The 18,184-nt window shown below is 70.1% G+C and carries 18 protein-coding genes; 5 read left to right on the top strand and 13 right to left on the bottom strand.

Features of this window, described 5'->3' with window-relative positions:
* Positions 1 to 22 precede the first annotated feature (22 nt).
* The gene (locus ACI2LP_RS07900) at positions 23 to 2,440 is read right to left on the bottom strand and encodes an immune inhibitor A domain-containing protein (protein WP_404723651.1); all 2,418 of its coding nucleotides are present in this window, start codon (positions 2,438 to 2,440) and stop codon (positions 23 to 25) included.
* A 373-nt stretch (positions 2,441 to 2,813) separates the two neighbouring features.
* On the opposite strand from ACI2LP_RS07900, the gene ACI2LP_RS07905 reads away from it, so the two are divergent.
* On the top strand, positions 2,814 to 3,134 hold the full coding sequence (locus tag ACI2LP_RS07905) for a hypothetical protein (protein WP_404723652.1): 321 nt from the start codon (positions 2,814 to 2,816) through the stop codon (positions 3,132 to 3,134).
* Here the strand turns inward: ACI2LP_RS07905 and ACI2LP_RS07910 are convergent.
* Both ACI2LP_RS07910 and ACI2LP_RS07915 read right to left on the bottom strand, forming a co-directional pair.
* Entirely contained in the window at positions 3,123 to 3,866 is a 744-nt protein-coding gene (locus ACI2LP_RS07910) for an RDD family protein (protein ID WP_404723653.1), read from the bottom strand. The two genes, ACI2LP_RS07905 and ACI2LP_RS07910, sit on opposite strands and share 12 nt — an antisense overlap.
* Before the next feature lie 75 nt (positions 3,867 to 3,941).
* On the bottom strand, positions 3,942 to 5,456 hold the full coding sequence (locus tag ACI2LP_RS07915) for an RDD family protein (RefSeq protein ID WP_404723654.1): 1,515 nt from the start codon (positions 5,454 to 5,456) through the stop codon (positions 3,942 to 3,944).
* A gap of 231 nt (positions 5,457 to 5,687) precedes the next feature.
* On the opposite strand from ACI2LP_RS07915, the gene ACI2LP_RS07920 reads away from it, so the two are divergent.
* Entirely contained in the window at positions 5,688 to 6,164 is a 477-nt protein-coding gene (locus tag ACI2LP_RS07920; RefSeq protein WP_404723655.1) for an SsgA family sporulation/cell division regulator, read from the top strand.
* A gap of 42 nt (positions 6,165 to 6,206) precedes the next feature.
* Here ACI2LP_RS07920 and ACI2LP_RS07925 read toward each other — a convergent pair whose 3' ends face one another.
* A complete protein-coding gene (locus ACI2LP_RS07925; RefSeq protein ID WP_404723656.1) occupies positions 6,207 to 6,587 on the bottom strand; it encodes a VOC family protein in 381 nt (126 codons plus the stop codon).
* A 99-nt stretch (positions 6,588 to 6,686) separates the two neighbouring features.
* The gene (locus tag ACI2LP_RS07930) at positions 6,687 to 8,054 is read right to left on the bottom strand and encodes an FAD-binding oxidoreductase (protein WP_404723657.1); all 1,368 of its coding nucleotides are present in this window, start codon (positions 8,052 to 8,054) and stop codon (positions 6,687 to 6,689) included.
* Positions 8,055 to 8,162: 108 nt separating this feature from the next.
* Here ACI2LP_RS07930 and ACI2LP_RS07935 point away from each other — a divergent pair, with 108 nt between their 5' ends.
* Entirely contained in the window at positions 8,163 to 9,824 is a 1,662-nt protein-coding gene (locus ACI2LP_RS07935) for a hypothetical protein (protein WP_404723658.1), read from the top strand.
* A 29-nt stretch (positions 9,825 to 9,853) separates the two neighbouring features.
* On the opposite strand, the gene nthA is transcribed toward ACI2LP_RS07935, so the two are convergent.
* The 4 genes from nthA to ACI2LP_RS07955 are packed head-to-tail and all read right to left on the bottom strand — an operon-like array spanning position 9,854 to position 11,588.
* On the bottom strand, positions 9,854 to 10,441 hold the full coding sequence (gene nthA / locus ACI2LP_RS07940; RefSeq protein WP_404723659.1) for a nitrile hydratase subunit alpha: 588 nt from the start codon (positions 10,439 to 10,441) through the stop codon (positions 9,854 to 9,856).
* Positions 10,438 to 10,716 (bottom strand): SH3-like domain-containing protein, encoded by a 279-nt coding sequence (locus ACI2LP_RS07945; RefSeq protein WP_404723660.1) that lies wholly within the window; start codon positions 10,714 to 10,716, stop codon positions 10,438 to 10,440. The genes nthA and ACI2LP_RS07945 overlap by 4 nt, the downstream gene beginning before the upstream one ends.
* Positions 10,709 to 10,990, bottom strand: a complete 282-nt coding sequence (locus ACI2LP_RS07950; RefSeq protein WP_404723661.1) for a hypothetical protein — start codon at positions 10,988 to 10,990, stop codon at positions 10,709 to 10,711. Before ACI2LP_RS07950 ends, ACI2LP_RS07945 begins: the two co-directional genes overlap by 8 nt.
* 10 nt (positions 10,991 to 11,000) lie before the next feature.
* Positions 11,001 to 11,588, bottom strand: coding sequence for a TetR/AcrR family transcriptional regulator (locus ACI2LP_RS07955; RefSeq protein ID WP_404723662.1), 588 nt, complete (start codon positions 11,586 to 11,588; stop codon positions 11,001 to 11,003).
* A 100-nt stretch (positions 11,589 to 11,688) separates the two neighbouring features.
* Here ACI2LP_RS07955 and ACI2LP_RS07960 point away from each other — a divergent pair, with 100 nt between their 5' ends.
* Positions 11,689 to 12,087 carry a DUF4267 domain-containing protein gene (locus ACI2LP_RS07960; protein ID WP_404723663.1) on the top strand — a complete coding sequence of 133 codons (399 nt, stop codon included), beginning with the start codon at positions 11,689 to 11,691 and terminating at the stop codon, positions 12,085 to 12,087.
* Between the two features lie 127 nt (positions 12,088 to 12,214).
* On the opposite strand, the gene hppD is transcribed toward ACI2LP_RS07960, so the two are convergent.
* Positions 12,215 to 13,360 carry a 4-hydroxyphenylpyruvate dioxygenase gene (hppD, locus tag ACI2LP_RS07965; protein ID WP_360872829.1) on the bottom strand — a complete coding sequence of 382 codons (1,146 nt, stop codon included), beginning with the start codon at positions 13,358 to 13,360 and terminating at the stop codon, positions 12,215 to 12,217.
* A 122-nt stretch (positions 13,361 to 13,482) separates the two neighbouring features.
* On the opposite strand from hppD, the gene ACI2LP_RS07970 reads away from it, so the two are divergent.
* On the top strand, positions 13,483 to 13,959 hold the full coding sequence (locus ACI2LP_RS07970) for an Lrp/AsnC family transcriptional regulator (RefSeq protein WP_404723664.1): 477 nt from the start codon (positions 13,483 to 13,485) through the stop codon (positions 13,957 to 13,959).
* Between the two features lie 138 nt (positions 13,960 to 14,097).
* Here the strand turns inward: ACI2LP_RS07970 and ACI2LP_RS07975 are convergent, their stop codons facing one another.
* From ACI2LP_RS07975 to ACI2LP_RS07985, 3 genes are all read right to left on the bottom strand, one after another.
* Entirely contained in the window at positions 14,098 to 14,886 is a 789-nt protein-coding gene (locus tag ACI2LP_RS07975) for a PDZ domain-containing protein (protein ID WP_404723665.1), read from the bottom strand.
* A gap of 199 nt (positions 14,887 to 15,085) precedes the next feature.
* Positions 15,086 to 15,727, bottom strand: a complete 642-nt coding sequence (locus ACI2LP_RS07980) for a helix-turn-helix domain-containing protein (protein ID WP_360872838.1) — start codon at positions 15,725 to 15,727, stop codon at positions 15,086 to 15,088.
* A gap of 328 nt (positions 15,728 to 16,055) precedes the next feature.
* Entirely contained in the window at positions 16,056 to 17,849 is a 1,794-nt protein-coding gene (locus tag ACI2LP_RS07985; RefSeq protein WP_404723666.1) for a DEAD/DEAH box helicase, read from the bottom strand.
* Positions 17,850 to 18,184 lie beyond the last annotated feature (335 nt).

The raw sequence follows: 18,184 nt of genomic DNA on the forward strand, positions 1-18,184 counted from the left end.
CTTTGACCTGCGGTTATACGAATTACTTGGTCGACGGACCGACCTTGACCGTGATCGTCTGGCCGCTCAGCGGTTCCCGGACGACCGTGATCTTGGTGTTGGTGTCAGTAACCTTCACACCCGCGGTCGGGTTCTCGGCGAACCAGTAGACGCCCTTGCGGTCGTCGAAGACCGGGTTCCCCGCCTGCGGCTTGATCCGCAGCGCCACGTCCGCCTTGTGCAGCGTGAAGCCGTCCGTCGGCCGGAGGCTGAACGGCGAGTCGAAGCTCTGGATCTTGTTCCGCATCACCGTGCCGTCCGCCCACTTCAGGGCCTTCGGGTGCGCGTCCACCGGCAGGACCAGACCCTGGCCCGGGTGCTGGCTGGTGTTGTTGTCCTTCTGGGAGGTGTCCCAGTACCAGATCATCAGGCCGTTCTGGTACGGGTAGTGCTCGACCCAGGAGTCCTTCGGCGCCTTGAAACCGAAGTTGTACGGACCGACCTTGAGGGTCTTGTCGTACGACACGTACTGACGGTTCTCGGCCAGGTAGTACTGCTCGTACTCCTTGGTGAAGGACTCACCGATGCGCGAGAAGCCCTTCGCGGTCCAGCCCGCGTCGTCGCCCTCGGCGTTGTCGGTGAACAGCGGCTTGCCGTCCGCCACCACGCTCAGCGCGTCGGCCGCGAAGCCCTTGCCGCCCGCGCCGCCGTCCGTCTGGTAGCGGAAGCGGACGTCGACCTTCTTGCCCGCGTAGGCGTCCAGCGAGTACGCCAGCTTCTTGTACGCGCCCGAAGCACCGGTCAGCGCCGGCTTGTCGGACGAGTCGCGGGTGATCGGCTTGTCGTCGGCCGTGCCGTCCACCGGCGTCCAGTTGGCGCCGCCGTCCGTCGACACCTCCGCGTAGAGGTAGTCGTAGTCGGCCTCGATGTCCCACCAGCCCGAAAGCTCGAGGGACGCCTTGGACTTGCCGGTGAGGTCGACCGAGCGGGTGAGGGTGTTCTTGAGGTTGTCACCCATGTCGCTCCACCACTGCTTGGAGCCCTCGGCGGGCTTCACGACAGTCGTGGTGACGGCCTTCTTCGGCAGCTCGACGACGAGCGCCTGCGGCTTCTTGGTGTTGTACTCCGCCACACCCAGCGTGTGGGTGGACTTCGTCGCCGCCTTGGCCTTGGTGTAGTTGAGCCAGCCCAGCTGCAGCTTGTCCCAGGCGTTCATGTCGCCCGGCAGGTCGCCGATGGCGTCCTTGCCGGTGCCGAGCCAGGAGCCGCCCGACATCAGGGTCCAGAAGCCGGTGGAGTTCTCGCCGCCGCCCGAGGTGTCGTAGTGGTCGGGCAGACCGAGGTCGTGACCGTACTCGTGGGCGAAGACACCGAGGCCGCCGTTCTCGGGCTGCATGGTGTAGTCGCCGACCCAGATGCCGGTCGAGCCGATCTGGGTACCGCCGGCCTTGTTGTTCGCCGGGCCGGTCTTGCCGGCGTCGGTGCCGTACGCGTACCAGCGGTGCGCCCACAGGGCGTTGGTGCCCTCGACGCCGCCGCCCGCCGACTCGTCCTCGCCCGCGTGGACGATCTGGAAGTGGTCGATGTAGCCGTCGGGCTCGTTGAAGTTGCCGTCGCCGTCGAAGTCGTAGCGGTCCCAGAGGTCGTACTTGGACAGGTCCGCCTTGATCTGCGCGTCCGTACGGCCCTTGGCCTTCTGGTCCGCGGCCCAGGCGGTGACGCCGTCCTTGACCGTGTCCCAGACGTTGGAGCAGTTGGTCTGGCCGCAGTAGTTGGAGCCGTAACGACCCTCGTTGTAGTCGACCTTGACCCAGTCGGCGACCTCGCCGTCGACCGAGTAACGGCCCGAGGAGGTCTTCTCGTAGAAGGTCTTCAGGGAGTGCTTCGGCTGCCCCTTCTTGTCCTTGCCGGTGCCGAAGTACAGGTCCTGGAAGTGCTGCCGGTTGTAGTCCGCCTGCCAGGCCGTGGAGTTGTCGACCTTGCGGTCCGGCTGGGCGATCTTGTTGTGCAGCGGGCCCGGAGTGCCGCCGTACTTCTTGACGGGGGGCTTGGGCCCGTCCGGGCCGTCCGGGTCGAACATCGTGGTGTCGTCGACCTTGTCGCCGAACTCCACCAGGATGGTGAAGATCTTGTCCGTCTTCTCCCGGCCGAGCTCGACGTACTTCTTGTCGCCGAGCTTCACGACCTTGGACGCGCCGCGCTGCTGCACGGTCGCGTCGCCGGCTATGACCTGCTCCAGCGCGGCTTCGCGCTGCTGGTCCTGCTGCTCGCTGAACGGGCCCTCGAGGTCGTGCTCGACCTGGCCCTGGCGCGGCGCCGGGTCATGGCGCTCGATCCCCGCCGGGCTCGACGACCTCTGGTTGTCGGCCTGGGCGCTACTGAACGCCGAAGCCGACGCGGTGGTCGCGGCCAGGGCCACGAGCACCGCGGACGCTCTGATCGTCCTTCGCTTGGTGGTCACTTGATGCTGTCCTCCCCCGCGCTCCGTCGCAGCGGACCGGATGTGGGGTCGTCCGCGCGCGGTGTTGCGCGTCACAAGTGACGACATTCGACCGGAGTTACCGGAGAAAAGACAGACCTTGACTTGCACAGACCAACTGCACTATGCGTAAGCAGAGTTCCGTTATCCGGACGTGGGACGAAGCGGACAACGGGCGCACCTAATGGGACAGTTGCCCGAACGAATGACTCAATGCGCCCCCCATGCACCGGCACCGTGGGTTAGGTCACGCTTACCGCCGGTTCCTCCCGGGCATCCACCGTCGTAGAGTCATTTGTCAGTGCGACCGAGTTGAGAGACACCCCCCGACAATGTCCCGAGGACGGATACCGTCATGCCGCGTCCGACTGCCGCACAGCTCGCCTACGGTTCGGCGACCGTCATCTTCTCGACCCTCGCCCTGCTGCTGCTCACCCGTACCACCCACGTCCTGGGAGTCGCCGCCATAGGCGCCGGCTCGATGGCGATCGGACTGGTGGTCGCCGCCGCCCTGCCGATGGGCAGCACGCGGAGGGCACAGACGGCGAAGGCGACGCGAACGGTTCGTACGAACCATTCGGCCGCCTCCGCAGACGGTCTCACCACCCGGGTGCCCGCGGCCCGTCCGCGCGCCGGGGCCGAGGCCCTGGCCGCCGAACACTCACTACGCCGCTGACACCACCACCGTCTTGCCGGCCTTGTCGTGCAGACCCTGCTTGTACGGCTTGTCGCTCAGGATCGTCAGGATGATGACGAGCCACCAGAGGCAGAAGCAGCACACCCACGCCGGCACCCAGAGCACCACGGCACGCATCAGCGCGGAGGGCGTGTCGGGCACGCTGCCGTCGTTGAGCATTGCGACCCGGATCTTCATCAGGTGCTTGCCGACGCTCTGCCCGTCCCTCTTGATCATGATGGTGTCGTAGCCGACATACACGGCCAGGGAGATCAGCGACCAGAGCCACTGCCTGCCGGTGTTCACCTGCCGGGTGATCTCGTCCCAGGTGTCGCCGTTGTCCATGGTCACGTGCCAGCCGCCGCCCAGCAGCGAGAGCAGGAAAAGCGGCACGAAGATGATGAGCGTGTCGATGACACGGGCGGCGAAGCGCCTGCCGAAGTCCGCGAGCGGCGGCATCCCCGCGAGCGGGTCCACGCCGCCGTACCCACCGCCGAAGGCGCCCGGATCGGACGGAGGGGGCTGACCGCCACCACCCTCGTACGGGCCTGAGCCTCCGTAGGGGGAGCCGGGTGGGGGGCCCTCGCCCGGTGGGGGGCCCTGGCCGGGCGGGGGGCCCGGTGGCGGCGGGGGCTCCTGCGGACCGCCCGCCGGCGGCGTCGGTTCCTGCGGCTTCTTGAGGAAGGGGTCGTCCTCGGGCGGCTCGCCGGGCGGCGGCTGGTCGTTGCTCATGGGGGCAGTGCATCCCGCCCCGGTGCCCCCCGCAACGGCTCGCGCGCCGTTCGGGGGAACCCTGGCCTGCGGGAGTCAGCTCGTCACGAAGGTGTGGGCCGTCTTGTCGTGCCAGCACTGCCGCCACGGGCGGTCGAACAGGCACCACAGCACATTGAGCACACCGACCACAAGCACGCCGAGCACTCCGTAGACCAGCCAGCGGCGCAGCGCCGCCCCGAACGACGGCGGCTCATGGGACTCGATGTCCCAGACCCTGATGCCGCAGAGCTTCTTGCCGAGGGTGCGGCCCCACTTGGCGGTCGGCAGCGCCTCGTAGAGCACGCCGAGGACCAGCAGGGCGCCGAGGACGATGCCGAGCTGTCCGGCGGTGGTGGAGTCGACCAGCCAGACGGTGACCGTCTCGCCCGACTGCTTCGCCGCCTCGATCTTGTCGTCGATATGGGCGCGCGCCTGCGATACGACCGGTACGGCGACGGCGCCGACGAGCGCCCCGAGCAGCAGGGTGTCGATCAGCCGGGCGGCGAGGCGCTTGCCGAGGGACGCGGGGCGGGCCGCCGCCTGGGCCTGGGCGGCCTGCAGGAAGGGGTCGTTGACCGGCGGCTTCCAGGGAGCGACCGGCTGCTCGCCCTCGGGGCCGGTCCTGGCGAGCTGGTGGACCTGCTGAGCCCAGGAGGCCGAGCCGCCGCCGGGGCCGTTGGTGACAGGGGTCTGGGACTGCGCGGACGCCTCGGGCTGCGGCTGGGCGGGCGCCTGGGGCTGCGGGCCGCGCTGGGCCGGAGTCTGCGGCGGGGTGGGCGCGGTCGGTGCGCTCGCTGCCCCCGGCGTCATGGACCGGACCGACAGCAGGCCGTCGGCCTGCCCGGCGGCGCCGGTGGGCAGGCCACGACGCATGGCGCGGATCGCGCCGGTGCTGTCGACGGGCGGCTGAGGCTGGGGCCGGCGAGCGGACGGCTCGCCCGTGGGCGCTGCCGCCGAGGGGTCCGCGGCGCCCGAACCGGGGGCGGAGGACGCACCCTGGCCGGGGCGCAGGGGACGGATGCCGACCGTGCCGTCGACGGGCGGCTCGCCCCCGGCGGACGGAGCGAGGGAGCGTACGCCGGGCAGGGCGCCACCGGTCGGGTCGGCGGACGCACCAGAAGCACCGGAGGCAGCAGAGGTGCCCAAGTCGCTCTGGGTGCGCGGGTCCTGGCCGCTGCCCGTTCCTCCCGTACCGCTCGCGCCGCCCCAGGAGACGCGGCTGTCGCGCTCGCCGCCGAAGCCGGTCTGCCGCGAGGTGTCGGCGTGCCAGGCAGTGGCGGGCTCCGGGCGGGACGGCTCGTCGCTCGGCTCCTCGTCGAGGAAGACCGGACCGGTCTCCTCCAGGGGAGAGGGAGCCGGGGCGGGTACCGGGCCCTGGCTCGCGGCGGGCGCGGATGCCGCCGAGCCGGGCGCCGCGGGCATCGCCTCGCCCGTCTTCGGCGCGGGGCGGCTTGTTCCGGGCACCCATGCGGCACCGTTCCAATACCGGACATATCCAGGGATGGATGGGTCCGGGTAGTAGCCGGGCGTGGGACTGCCGTCGCCTGTGGCCGGGGTTGGGGCGCTCATCACCGTGGTCCCGTATCTCCTCGAGAGCCGCAATACAAGGCACCACATCTATCAGACGCTTGCGCACCCCCGGGCCGGTCCTGCCGTAACGACCACTTTCCGGTAACGGACCGCACCACGGCACAGCACGGAAAGTTGCCCCCGAAAGTCGCGTCATAGCGGCCGGGCAACGTGCTCTCTCCTGGTACGGCCGGCTCACAAGGCCTCGTAACGGAAGGAAGGAGCACTGTCATGCACACCGTGGTGGAGCGCGAGGTGGAGCTCAGACTGGTGCTGTCGCACGAGCTCAGCATCCCTGTCCCCGCTCGACTGGCCTACCGCACGGACGACCCGTACGCCGTCCACATCACCTTTCACATCGGCTCCGACCACCCCGTCTCATGGACCTTCTCCCGCGAGCTGCTGGTCGAAGGGGTGTTCAGGCCCGGCGGCGACGGCGACGTCCGGATCTGGCCGACCAAGATCGACGGCCGGGGCGTGGTGCTGATGGCCCTCTGCTCCCCCGACGGCGAGGCGCTGCTCGAGGCGCCCGCGGAAGTGGTGTCCGCCTGGCTGGAGCGGACCCTGCGGGTGGTCCCCCCGGGCTCCGAGTCCGAGCAGCTCTCTCTCGACGACGGCCTCGCCGAGCTGTTCGCGCCCACTCCGGCCGACGATCTGCGGCTGCGGGACCCGTGCTCCCCGGACGAGTCCAAGGACGGCAATGCCTGAGCGGTGACGGATGCCTTGTCGGTGCGGGCCCCAGGCCCTGTCCTAATCGGTCACGTACGTATGCGTGATGAACTCCAGGGAGTGGCCGTCGGGGTCGTCTATGTACACCCCGCGGCCCCCGTAGTGGTGGTTGATCTGCTGCGGCTTGGCGTGCGTCGGATCGGCCCAGTACGGGAGTTCTCGGTCGGTGATCCGGCCGAAGATCTCGTCGAACTCCTCCTCGGAGACGAGGAAGGCCAGGTGCTGCGGCGTGATGGCACCCCCGGCGTCGAGGTAGTCGAGGGTGACGCCGCCCGCCAGCGGCAGGCTGGCGAACGGGCCGAACGGCCTGGGCTCCGGCTCCCCGATCAGCTCGGCGAGAAAGCGTGCGCCGGCGAACCGGTCGCGGCTGTGGACGATGGTGTGATCAAGCTGTGCGGGCACGGCTCCTCCTTCATCTGCACCTTCACGTTATTGCGGAGGGCCCTGCCCGGACCATCGGGCATTCGCCTTAGGCCTGTGGTCCCAGAAGGAGCCACGGCCTCAGAAGAGTTTGCCGGGGTTGAGCAGGCCCAACGGATCGAAGGTGTGCTTGATGGCTCGCTGCATCTCCACGCCCACCGGGCCGAGTTCGCGCGCCAGCCACTCCTTCTTCAGTACGCCGACGCCGTGTTCGCCGGTGATGGTGCCGCCGAGTTCCAGGCCGAGCGCCATGATCTCGTCGAAGGACTCGCGGGCGCGGCGGGACTCGTCCGCGTCGGCGTGGTCGAAGCAGACGACGGGGTGGGTGTTGCCGTCGCCCGCATGGGCACAGACGCCGATGGTGAGGTCGTACTTGTTGGCGATGGCGGCCGTGCCCTCGATCATCGCGCCGAGCCTGGAGCGCGGCACACAGACGTCGTCGATCATCGTGGCCGTCTTCACGGTCTCCAGGGCAGTGAGTGACAACCGCCGTGCCTGGAGGAGGAGTTCGGACTCGGCGACGGTCTCGGCCGGGACGACCTGGGTGGCACCCGCCGCGCTGCACAGCTCGCCGACGGCGGCCAGGTCGGCGGCCGGGTCCGGGGTGTCGAAGGCGGCGAGCAGCAGCGCCTCGGTGGTGTCGGGCAGGCCCATGTTCGCCATGGCGTTGACGGCCCGTACGGTCGTGCGGTCCATGAGCTCCAGGAGCGAAGGCGTATGGCCGCGTTCCATGATCGCGCAGACCGCCTCACAGGCGGCGGCCGCGGAGTCGAACTCGGCCGCCAGCACGAGCTGCGCGGGTGGCTGCGGCCGGAGCGCGAGGATGGCTTTGACAACGATGCCGAGGCTGCCTTCCGAGCCGACGAAGAGCCTCGTCAGGTCGTATCCGGCGACGCCCTTGGCGGTGCGGCGGCCGGTGCTGAGCAGCCGGCCGTCGGCGAGGACGACCTCCAGGCCCAGCACGTACTCGGCGGTCACTCCGTACTTGACGCAGCACAGCCCGCCGGACGCGGTGCCGATGTTGCCGCCGATGGTGCACGTCTCCCAGCTGGAGGGGTCCGGCGGGTAGTACAGACCGTGTTCGCCCACCGCCCGGGACAGCACGGCGTTGACGACGCCCGGCTCCACGACGGCGATCCGGTCGACCGGGCTGATCTCCAGGATCCTGTCCATCTTCGTCAGGGACAGCACGATGCAGCCGTCGGAGGCGTTGGCCGCCCCGGACAGGCCGGTACGGGCGCCCTGCGGGACGACGGGGACGCGCAGCCCGGTCGCGGTGCGCATGACGTGCTGGACCTGCTCGACGGTGCGTGGCAGCACGACGACCGCGGGGGTGCCCGCGGCGCAGAAGCTCGCCATGTCGTTGGCGTACGAGGCCGTGATGTCCGGGTCGGTGATCAGGGCCTCGGCGGGCAGCCCGGCACGCAGCCGGTCCAGAAGATCGTCCATGGCACCAGCCTCGCACCGGGGGCCATCGGTGTGAACCCGTCTGCCTTCCGCTGCGCAGGGCCGAGTGCTTTCTTCGTACTGGCTGCTTACTGACGCACAGTGAGCGCCATGAACAGCGAACATGTGAAGAACGTCGCGATCGGCACGCTGGTCGGCGCGACGCTGGTCGTCGGGGTGATCACACTCGCGCCGGGGTGGGGTGATGACGGACCGCCGCCCGCGCCGGGAGCGTTGGGACGGGCGGCTGAGGCGGTGGCCGGCGGGGCGCCGGCCTCCCTCGCCGATCTGACCGCCCTCATCGACGACCGCGAGCGGTGGGTGCGGGCACACCCGAAGGACGAGGAGTCATGGGCGGTGCTCGGCTCCGCGTATGTGGAGCAGGGCTCCCGGCTGGCGGACGCGGACTACTACCCGAAGGCGGAGAGCGCGCTGCTGCGTTCGCTTACGGTGCTGCCGGGCGGGAAGGGCAACGTCGAGGCGCTGGTGGGGCTCGCGGCGCTGGCCAACGCCCGGCACGACTACGCCCGGGCCCGTGCGCTGGGCGACAGCGCGAGGAAGCAGCAGCCGACGCGGTGGAGCGCGTATCCGGCGCTGATCGACGCGTACAACGGGCTCGGCGACTACAGGGCCGCCGGCAAGGCGATGGACAAGCTCATGGAGCTGCACCCGAGCGCGCAGACGCTGGGCCGGGCGGCCGAGATCTACCGCGACCGCGGCTGGCGCGAGGACGCGGCAGCGCTGGCGTACGACGCGGTGGGCGGCGCGCAGGCGCCCGAGGAGAAGGCGTCCGCGCGCCACCGGCTCGGCGATCTGGCGTGGGAGCGGGGCGAACCGATGGAGGCGCTGGAGCAGTACGACCTGGCGCTGAAGCTGGCGCCGGACCACCATCCATCACTGGCGTCGCGGGCTCGGGCACTGGCCGCGCTGGGGCGTACGGACGAGGCCTTCCGCGACTACGAGTCGGCGCTCGGGATGGTGCGGTTGCCCGAATACGCCCTGGCAGCAGGCGAGTTGTACGAGTCGCTGGGGCTGGACGGGGATGCGCAGACGCAGTACGACCATTTGCGCGACCGGGTCGAGAGGTCCGACAGGTCCGATGGGACGGACGCGGACGGGGTGGACGACGACGTCGTGCTGGGCCTCTTCGAGGCGGACCACGGCGATCCGGCCGCGGCCGTGCGCCGGCTGCAAGCTGAATGGGACCGGGGGCACCGGAGCATGTCCGCGGCGGACGCCCTGGGGTGGGCGCTGTACCGGATGGACAGGCCGAAGGAGGCGTTGCCGTATGCCAAGAAGGCGACGGAGCAGGGGCTGCGGAGCGCGCTGTTCACCTACCACCGCGCCGAGATCGAACGCGCACTCAAAATGACCGGCCCGGCCCGCAGGCACCTCGAGGAGGCGCTGCGGATCAACCCGTACTTCTCGCCGCTGCTGGCACCCGAGGCACGGGACGCGCTGGACGTGCTGGGGGAACCGCCTCCTGGCGGCCCGAAGGATGTGACGGGGACGGACGGGGACGGGGATGCGGTGGAGGAGGTCCCGCCGGAGGCCCAGGAGTCGCCGTCGGCGATGGCGGAGGAGAGCACGCCGCAAGCCTCGCCGTCCAGGACGGCCGAGGAGAGCCCGCCGCAGGCCTCCTCACCGTCCGCCACGTCCGATCAGAGCCCGTCGCAGGCCTCACCGTCCGCCACCGCCGGGGCGAGACCGGCGCAGGCCTCACCGTCCACGACGGCCGGGGCGAAGCCGACAGCGTCAAGGCGGTCGGGGTGACGGAACCGGTGCCCGGCCGGCGGCGGCTCTCAGACCTCTGCCGTGCCGATCAGCCCGTTCCGTGTCACCCGTGCCGCCAGTTCCGGCTCCGTCAGCGACTCCGTACCCTCGGGGCGGCGCGGCAGCACCATGTAGCGGGTCTCCGATGTGGAGTCCCACACCGTGATCTCCACATCGGGCGGCAGCCGCAGCCCGAACTCCTCCAGTACCGCCCGTGGTTCGCGGACCACGCGCGAGCGGTAGGCCTCGCTCTTGTACCAGCTCGGGGACGGGCCGAGCAGCCGGAGCGGGTAGCACGAGCAGAGCGTGCACACGATGACGTTGTGCGTGTGCGCGGTGTTCTCGACGACGCGCAGACGCTGCGTCTGGACTCCCCCGGCCGCAAAGCCGAGTTCGCCGACGGCTGCCGTGCCGTCCGCCAGCAGCCGGGCGCGGAAGGCCGCGTCGGTCCAGGCCCGGGCGGTCACCCGAGCCCCGTTCGCCGGGGACGCACCGCTCAGGAAGGCGTCGATGACCTCGTCGAGCGCCGCGCCCGCGACGACACCGCGCTCCTCCAGGAGGGTCTCCAGACGGCGTACGCGGCGGGAGATCAAGGCGTCCGAGTGGGTTCCGGTCACGGCTGCTCGTCCTCCAGGTAGCTCTCGAACAGATCCAGTACGACGTGGTGGTCGCCGTCGCCCCAGAGCTCACGGGCCGCGAACCGTACGGCGTAGACCTGCTCGACGGGTGCGTCGTCGCGCCCCTGCGAGCGGACGTCGGCGAGCGGCGACCGGCCCTCGGGCTCGACGACGGTGCCGTGCTTGCCTCGGGCGTACCGCGGCAGCCGGGTGTGGTGCGGCGGATCGTGGTGCACGGTCCGCACGTGGGCGCCAGGAGCGAAGCGGTCAGTCATCGAGCTCGCCCGCCTCGATGACGCCTTTGCTCTCCAGGAGAGTGACGATGGCGTGGAACCAGCGCTCGTAGTACGAGGCCGCCAGGTACTCGGCGGGCGCCATCGATTCGATGGCGTCGCGGAACTCGTCGAGGTTGAAGACCTTCCCGGCGATGAGCGCACGGTTGAGGGCGAACACCCGGGCTTCCCAGTCCGCGTGGAAGGGCTCGGTGTCGTCGGTGGTGTCGATGGGCCCGAAGCCCTGCATCCCGCCTACGTCGTTGATCCTGGCCATGTCCTCAAGCCTAGGACCCCGGAACCTCGGCGAGCTGGGAGACAAGCAGGTCGACCCGGGCCCGGTGATGTTCCGGGCGGAGCCGGTCGACCTCGGTGAGAGTGGCCAGGCCGTGCAGCGCGCTCCAGACGACCTCGGTCAGCAGCTCGGGGTCGCGCCCGCCCGCGATCGTCTCGACGACTGCCAGGAACTCGCCGAACGCGGCCTTCAGCGGCGCGGGCGACTCCTGTGTGCCGAACGTGATGTCGATCTGCCGTACGAACATCGCCTCGTACACCGCGGGCCGCCGCCGCGCGAAGTCCAGATACGCGTTCGCGAGGGCGAGCAGTGACACTCGCGGTCTCTCCGCGCTTTCGGCGCGGACGCACCGCAGCTCGTCGGCGAGTTCGGCGAACCCCTCGACCGCGACGGCCGCCACGATCGCGCTCTTGCCCTTGAAGTGGCTGTAGAGGACGGGCTGGCTGTACTCCACGCGCTCGGACAGCCGCCGTGTGGTCACCGCCTCCCAGCCCTCCGCCTCGGCCAGCTCACGGGCCGCGGTGACGATCAATCGGTGGCGTTCTTCTCGTTCTCTCGCTCGGCGTTCCTGTAGCGACATGAGCAAAATCCTAGCACCGCTAGACATGAGAGCGACACTAGATCTAGCATCGACCGAAGTCCTAGCAATGCTAGACATCTCCGTGGGGGAAACCATGTCCATGTCGCGCACCGCCACCGTCCTCGCCGTCCTGACCGGCGCCGCCTTCACCTTCTTCGGACTCAACTTCCTGCTCAACGGGGCCGGAGCCGCCTCCGGCTTCGGCATCAGCCCCTGGCCCGAGGGCAATGCCGCCGGGTACTTCGTCGTGAAGGGCGTACGCGACCTCGCCCTGGGAGCCACTGCGTTCACCCTGCTGGCGCTGGGCCAGCGCCGCGCCCTGGGCTGGGTGGTGCTCGCCGACGTCCTCGTACCGGCCGGCGACGCCGCCGCCGTGCTCGGCAACGGCGGATCCGTCGCCGTCGCGCTCGGCGTGCACGCATCCGCGGCCGCCGTGGTCCTGCTGACCGCGGTCCTGCTGCTCGTCGAGCAGGCGCGGCGTCGGCGCAGCGTGGCGTAGCCGACGGGCAGCGCACACGCCGCCGGTCGTGAGCATGCGTGCGGCCCCACAGGTCAGGATCTGTGGGGCCGCGTGGACGTGCAGCGCAGACGTCGAGGGGTTTCGCAGAAGTCGGGTTTCTCAGGCGTCAGAGGTTTCCGCGCTTCTCCTGCTCGCGCTCGATCGCCTCGAAGAGCGCCTTGAAGTTGCCCTTGCCGAAGCCCATCGAGCCGTGCCGCTCGATCATCTCGAAGAAGACCGTCGGCCTGTCCTGCACCGGCTTGGTGAAGATCTGCAGCAGATAGCCGTCCTCGTCGCGGTCGACCAGGATCTTCAGCTCGCGCAGCGTCTCGACCGGCACCCGCGTCTCGCCCGCCCACTCGCCGAGCGTGTCGTAGTACGAGTCGGGCGTGTCCAGGAACTTGACTCCCGCCGCCCGCATGCTCCGCACCGTCGCGACGATGTCGTTGGTGGCGAGCGCGATGTGCTGGACACCGGCCCCGCCGTAGAACTCCAGATACTCGTCGATCTGCGACTTCTTCTTCGCGATCGCCGGCTCGTTGATCGGGAACTTCACCTTCAGCGTGCCGTCGGCGACGACCTTCGACATCAGGGCGGAGTACTCGGTGGCGATGTCGTCGCCCACGAACTCCTTCATGTTGGTGAAGCCCATGACCTTGTTGTAGAAGGCCACCCACTCGTTCATCCTGCCGAGCTCGACATTGCCCACACAGTGGTCGATGGCCTGGAAAGTGCGCTTGGCCGGCGGCTCGACGATCGGGTCGGCGGCGACGAAGCCCGGCAGGTACGGGCCGTCGTAGCCGGAGCGGTCGACCAGCGTGTGCCGGGTCTTGCCGTACGTCGCGATCGCGGCCAGCACGACCGTGCCGTGCTCGTCCTTGATCTCGTACGGCTCGGTGAGACCGGTGGCGCCGTGCTCGGTGGCGTACGCGTACGCGGCCCGCGCGTCCGGCACCTCGATGGCCAGGTCGACGACGCCGTCGCCGTGCTCGGCGACATGGTCGGCGAGGAAGCGGCCCCAGTCGGTGGACTGCTTGATGACGGAGGTGAAGACGAAGCGCGCGGCGCCGTTGGTCAGCACATAACTCGCGGTCTCACGGCTGCCGTTCTCCGGTCCGGAGTACGCGACGAGCTTCATGCCGAAGGCCGTGGAGTAGTAGTGCGCGGCCTGCTTGGCATTGCCGACGGCGAAGACGACCGCGTCCATTCCCTTCACCGGGAAGGGGTCTGCCTTGCGCGCGGTGGCGGGGGTGTGATCGATGGTCTCAGTCATAACAGCAGGCTCCCTCCGATCCACAAGGTGCGCAATAGTTTCTGTTTTCTCTGGTCAATATGCACAGCAGAGGAGCACGATGGTGGGGCTATCTGTACATGATGACCACCAGGGAGACCGTCATGGCGATCGATCATCTGGACGGCCGGCTCATCGTCCTGCTGGCCCGCGAGCCGCGCATCGGGGTGCTGGAGGCCTCCCGCCGGCTCGGCGTGGCCCGCGGCACCGCGCAGGCCCGGCTCGACCGTCTTCAGTCCAATGGAGTGATCCGCGGATTCGGCCCCGATGTGGACCCGGCCGCGCTCGGCTATCCCGTCACCGCGTTCGCCACGCTGGAGATCAAGCAGGGACAGGGCGCGGATGTGCGGTCCCATTTGGCAACCGTCCCCGAGGTGCTCGAGCTGCACACCACCACGGGCCACGGCGACATGCTCTGCCGGCTGGTCGCCCGTTCCAACGCGGATCTCCAGCGGGTGATCGACCGCGTTGTCGGTTTTGAAGGCATTGTCCGGGCCTCCACGGCGATCGTCATGGAGAATCCCGTGCGCTTGCGGATCATTCCGCTGGTGGAGCAGGCCGCGGAGGACGACGGCGCCTGAGGTGACTCGGTGCGAGCCTGCCAGGGTCAGCGGCAAGACCCGGCTCGGGCAGCGCGTCCGGCGGCTCGGGAGGCGGGGGCGGGGTCAGCAGCGCGTCCGGCGGGGGCGGGGTCAGCAGCGCGTCCGGCGGGGGCGGGGTCAGCAGCTCGGGACCTTCCCGCCCTTCTCCAGAGCCCGCAGCGAGTCCACCGCGCCCCGCAGGGTCGTCACCGGGATCAGCCGCAGCCCCTTGGGGAGTTCCGCCTTCGCGTCGGAGCACTCCTTCTTGGGCACGAGAAAGACGCTCGCGCCGTCCCGCTTGGCGGCCTGAGTCTTGAGCGACACCCCGCCGACCGCGCCCACCTTGCCGTCCGTGCTGATCGTCCCCGTTCCGGCGATGGTCCGGCCACCGGTCAGATCGCCGCCCGCGCCGTCGCCGTCGAGCTTGTCGACGATCCCGAGCGAGAAGAGCAACCCGGCGCTGGGTCCGCCGATGTCGGCGAGGTGCAGGGTGACCTTCACCTTCGCCGGGTTCTCGCCCAGGTAGCCGAGTGCGGCGGCGGTGGCGGCGTCCTGCGACTGCTCCATGTCCTTGAGGTTGTGCTCTTCGACTTCCTTGTCCGATTTGCCCGGCGGATAGACGGAGTCACGCGGCAGCACCGCACGGTCCGTCCTGAACCAGGCGTCGGCCACATCACCGAGATCGACATCGGCGGACGGCCCGGTCGCCACGATGGTCGTCATCCGCAGCTCCCCCTTGGTCTTACGGGTGGGTGCGCCGGCGATGGTGATGACCGGTGTGCCCTTGTCCTCGCCGAGCACGTTCGCGGTGGTCCCGGGCCCAGCGATGGCGTACGGCAACGGCGCGAGGCCGACGGCGGCGAAGAGGGCGAGGACGGGGAGAGCGCACAGGGCGATGGCGCGGGTGCGCGTGAGACTGGAGAGCACGGTGCTCAATGTATCGGGGGCGGGGGCGGGGGTACCGAGCTGCGGGTAAGGGGATCCCGGGTCCGCCGGCCGGCCGGGGCCGGGGCGGGGGACAGAACTCCCGCCCGGGACCTCAGTGCCCGGGTCCGCTCACCGGCCGGGGCCGGGGCAGAGGACTCAACAGCCCGCGCCGGGGGCCGGACCCGGTGACCGCCAAACCTCAGCGCAACGCGTCCGCGACCTCGCGGGCCGCGTCCACCACCCGCGGCCCCACCCTCTCCGGCACGGAGTCCGCCAGCATCACCACACCCACGCTCCCCTCCAGCCCGGTCACCCCGACCAGCGCCGCGGCCGCCCCGCTCGCGCCCGCCTCCAACTCGCCGTGGGTGAGCGTGTACCCGGGTTCGTTCGACTTGCCCTGGCGTGCCGCGAGGATCGCCTTGCCTGCCGCGCCCCGGTCCAGTGGGTGCCGGAAACCCGCCCGGTACGCCACGTGATAGTCCGTCCAGGTCGGCTCGACGACCGCGACCGCAAGGGCCTCCGAGCCGTCGACAAGAGTGAGATGCGCGGTCGCCCCTATGTCCTCCGCGAGCGAGCGCAACGCCGGCATCGCGGCCTCGCGCACCAGCGGGTGCACCTGGCGGCCGAGCCGCAGCACGCCGAGCCCGACCCGGGCGCGGCCGCCCAGGTCGCGGCGTACCAGCGCATGCTGTTCGAGCGTGGCCAGCAGGCGGTAGACGACGGTGCGGTTGACGCCGAGTTTGTTGGACAACTCGGTGACGGTCAGCCCGTGGTCGGTGTCGGCGAGCAGTTTGAGGACTCTGAGTCCCCGGTCGAGCGTCTGGGAGGTTTCCGCGGTCACGACGCCCTCTCCTTCGGAGTGAGTGACGACGGTCCTCCACGGATACAGCGACACCGGTCCCATCGGCGACGCACCCAGAGGCCGCCGGCAGTTCATGGCATGCACACCGGCTGCGCTCCGCGGCGGCGCTGCCACGGGGCGTATGCATTGCGGGGACAGTAGCGACCTGGTCCGCTCAGCGGAAGACCTCGTCCAGAATCCGGGCGCTTCCACGATGGCCGACTTCTCCGCGCCGGCCATGCGCGGGGAAGGGCCCACGTCGCCGCGGGATGAGCAGGGCCCGGGTGCGTACCCACGCACCCGGGCCCGTTCGGCATCCGTACACGCGTCACCGCATACGGGTCGCCCACTCCTGGACCTTCTTGATCCGCTCCCGGATCTGCCCGGCGGTCGCCTCGGCACTCGGCGGCCCACCGCACACCCGGCGGAGCTCGGTGTGGATGACGCCGTGCGGCTTGCCGCTCTGGTGGACGTACGCGCCGACCATCGTGTTGAGCTGCTTCCTGAGCTCCAGCAGCTCCTTGTGCGAGACGACCGGTCGCCGCTCGGCCGGCATCTCCAGCAGATCGGCTTCCTCGTCCGGCTTCTTGCGGCTGTGCGCGATCTGCCGGGCCTGCCGCTTCTGCAGGAGCAACTGCACCTGGTCGGGCTCGAGAAGCCCCGGGATCCCCAGGTAGTCCTGCTCCTCTTCACTTCCGGGGTGCGCCTGCATGCCGAACTCGGCGCCGTCGTACAGCACTCGGTCGAAGACGGCGTCGGACTCGAGCGCCTCGAAGGGGAGCATGTCCTGCTCACCGGTGTCCTCGTCCTGCTGCTTCTCCGCCTCCGCCATCTCCTTCTCGGATTCGGCGTACGGGTCCTCTTCCCCGTCCTTCTTCGGCTTGTCGAGAACGTGGTCGCGCTCGACCTCCATCTCGCTTGCGAAACCAAGGAGGTTGGGGATGGTCGGCAGGAAGACGGACGCGGTCTCGCCGCGACGGCGGGAGCGTACGAAACGTCCTACGGCCTGCGCGAAGAAGAGCGGCGTCGAAATGGTGGTGGCGTACACCCCCACCGCGAGCCGCGGCACGTCGACGCCCTCGGACACCATGCGGACCGCGACCATCCAGCGATCCTCGTTCTCGCTGAACTCCTCGATCCGCTTGGACGCGGCGGCCTCGTCGGAGAGGACGACGGTCGCCTTGGTTCCGGTGATCTCACGGATGAGCTTCGCGTACGCGCGCGCCGAGTCCTGGTCGGACGCGATGACGAGCCCACCGGCGTCCGGGATGCCCTTGCGCACCTCGGTCAGCCGCTTGTCCGCGGCGCGCAGCACATTGGGCATCCAGTCCCCGCGCGGGTCGAGCGCGGTGCGCCAGGCCTGCGAGATGGCGTCCTTGGTCATCGGCTCGCCGAGGCGGGCGGCGATCTCGTCACCGGCCTTGGTGCGCCACCGCATATTGCCGCTGTAGCTGAGAAAGATCACGGGCCGGACGACGCCGTCCCCGAGAGCATTGCCGTATCCGTACGTATAGTCCGCGGCGGACCGCCGAATGCCGTCGTTCCCCTCCTCGTACTGCACAAAGGGGATGGGATTGGTGTCGGACCGGAAGGGCGTACCGGTGAGCGCGAGCCGCCGGGTCGCCGGGTCGAAGGCCTCGAGGCAGGCCTCGCCCCACGACTTCGAGTCACCGGCGTGATGGATCTCGTCGAGGATGACGAGGGTCTTGCGCTGCTCGCAGCGGTTGCGGTGCAGCATGGGCCGCACGCCGACGCCCGCGTACGTGACGGCGACCCCGTGGTACTCCTTGCTCAGCGGCCCGGCGCTGTACTCCGGATCAAGCTTGATCCCGACCCGCGCGGCCGCGGCCGCCCACTGCTTCTTGAGGTGCTCGGTGGGGGCGACGACGGTCACCTGCTGCACGACGTGGTGGTGCAGCAGCCAGGAGGCGAGGGTGAGCGCGAAGGTGGTCTTGCCGGCGCCGGGGGTGGCGACGGCGAGAAAGTCCCGCGGCTGCTCCTGGAGATACCGCTCCATGGCGCCTTGCTGCCAGGCCCGCAGCTTGTTGGCCGTACCCCAGGGGGCGCGGCCGGGGAAGGCGGGGGAGAGGTGGTGGGAGTGGGAGGCGGTAGTAGTACTCACGGTCTCCGGGTTCGACGCTCGTCCAGCTCTGACAGTCCAGGTATGACAACCGGGCCACCCTACCGGTGTGACTGCGGGGGCTGGGGCGGACGGGCCGGGTCGCCGAGGGGTGAGACGGGCCTCACAGGGGGCGGCGGGTCTTGGGCGCGGGTCTTGAGGGGGTCCGCGGGGCCCACGGGCGCGGGCCTCGGCCTGTACGGGATGCACGGGTCCGCGGCTGCGGGCGTCCGGGGCACGGGCCAGGGGCCTGTCCGGCTGGCCGGGACCGCGGGTGCGGGTCTTGGCCTGTCCGGGATGCACGGGTCCGCGGCTGCGGGCGTCCGGGGCGCGGGCCA

It is taken from the genome of Streptomyces sp. NPDC019890, assembly GCF_044903445.1.
Classification (GTDB): Bacteria; Actinomycetota; Actinomycetes; order Streptomycetales; family Streptomycetaceae; genus Streptomyces.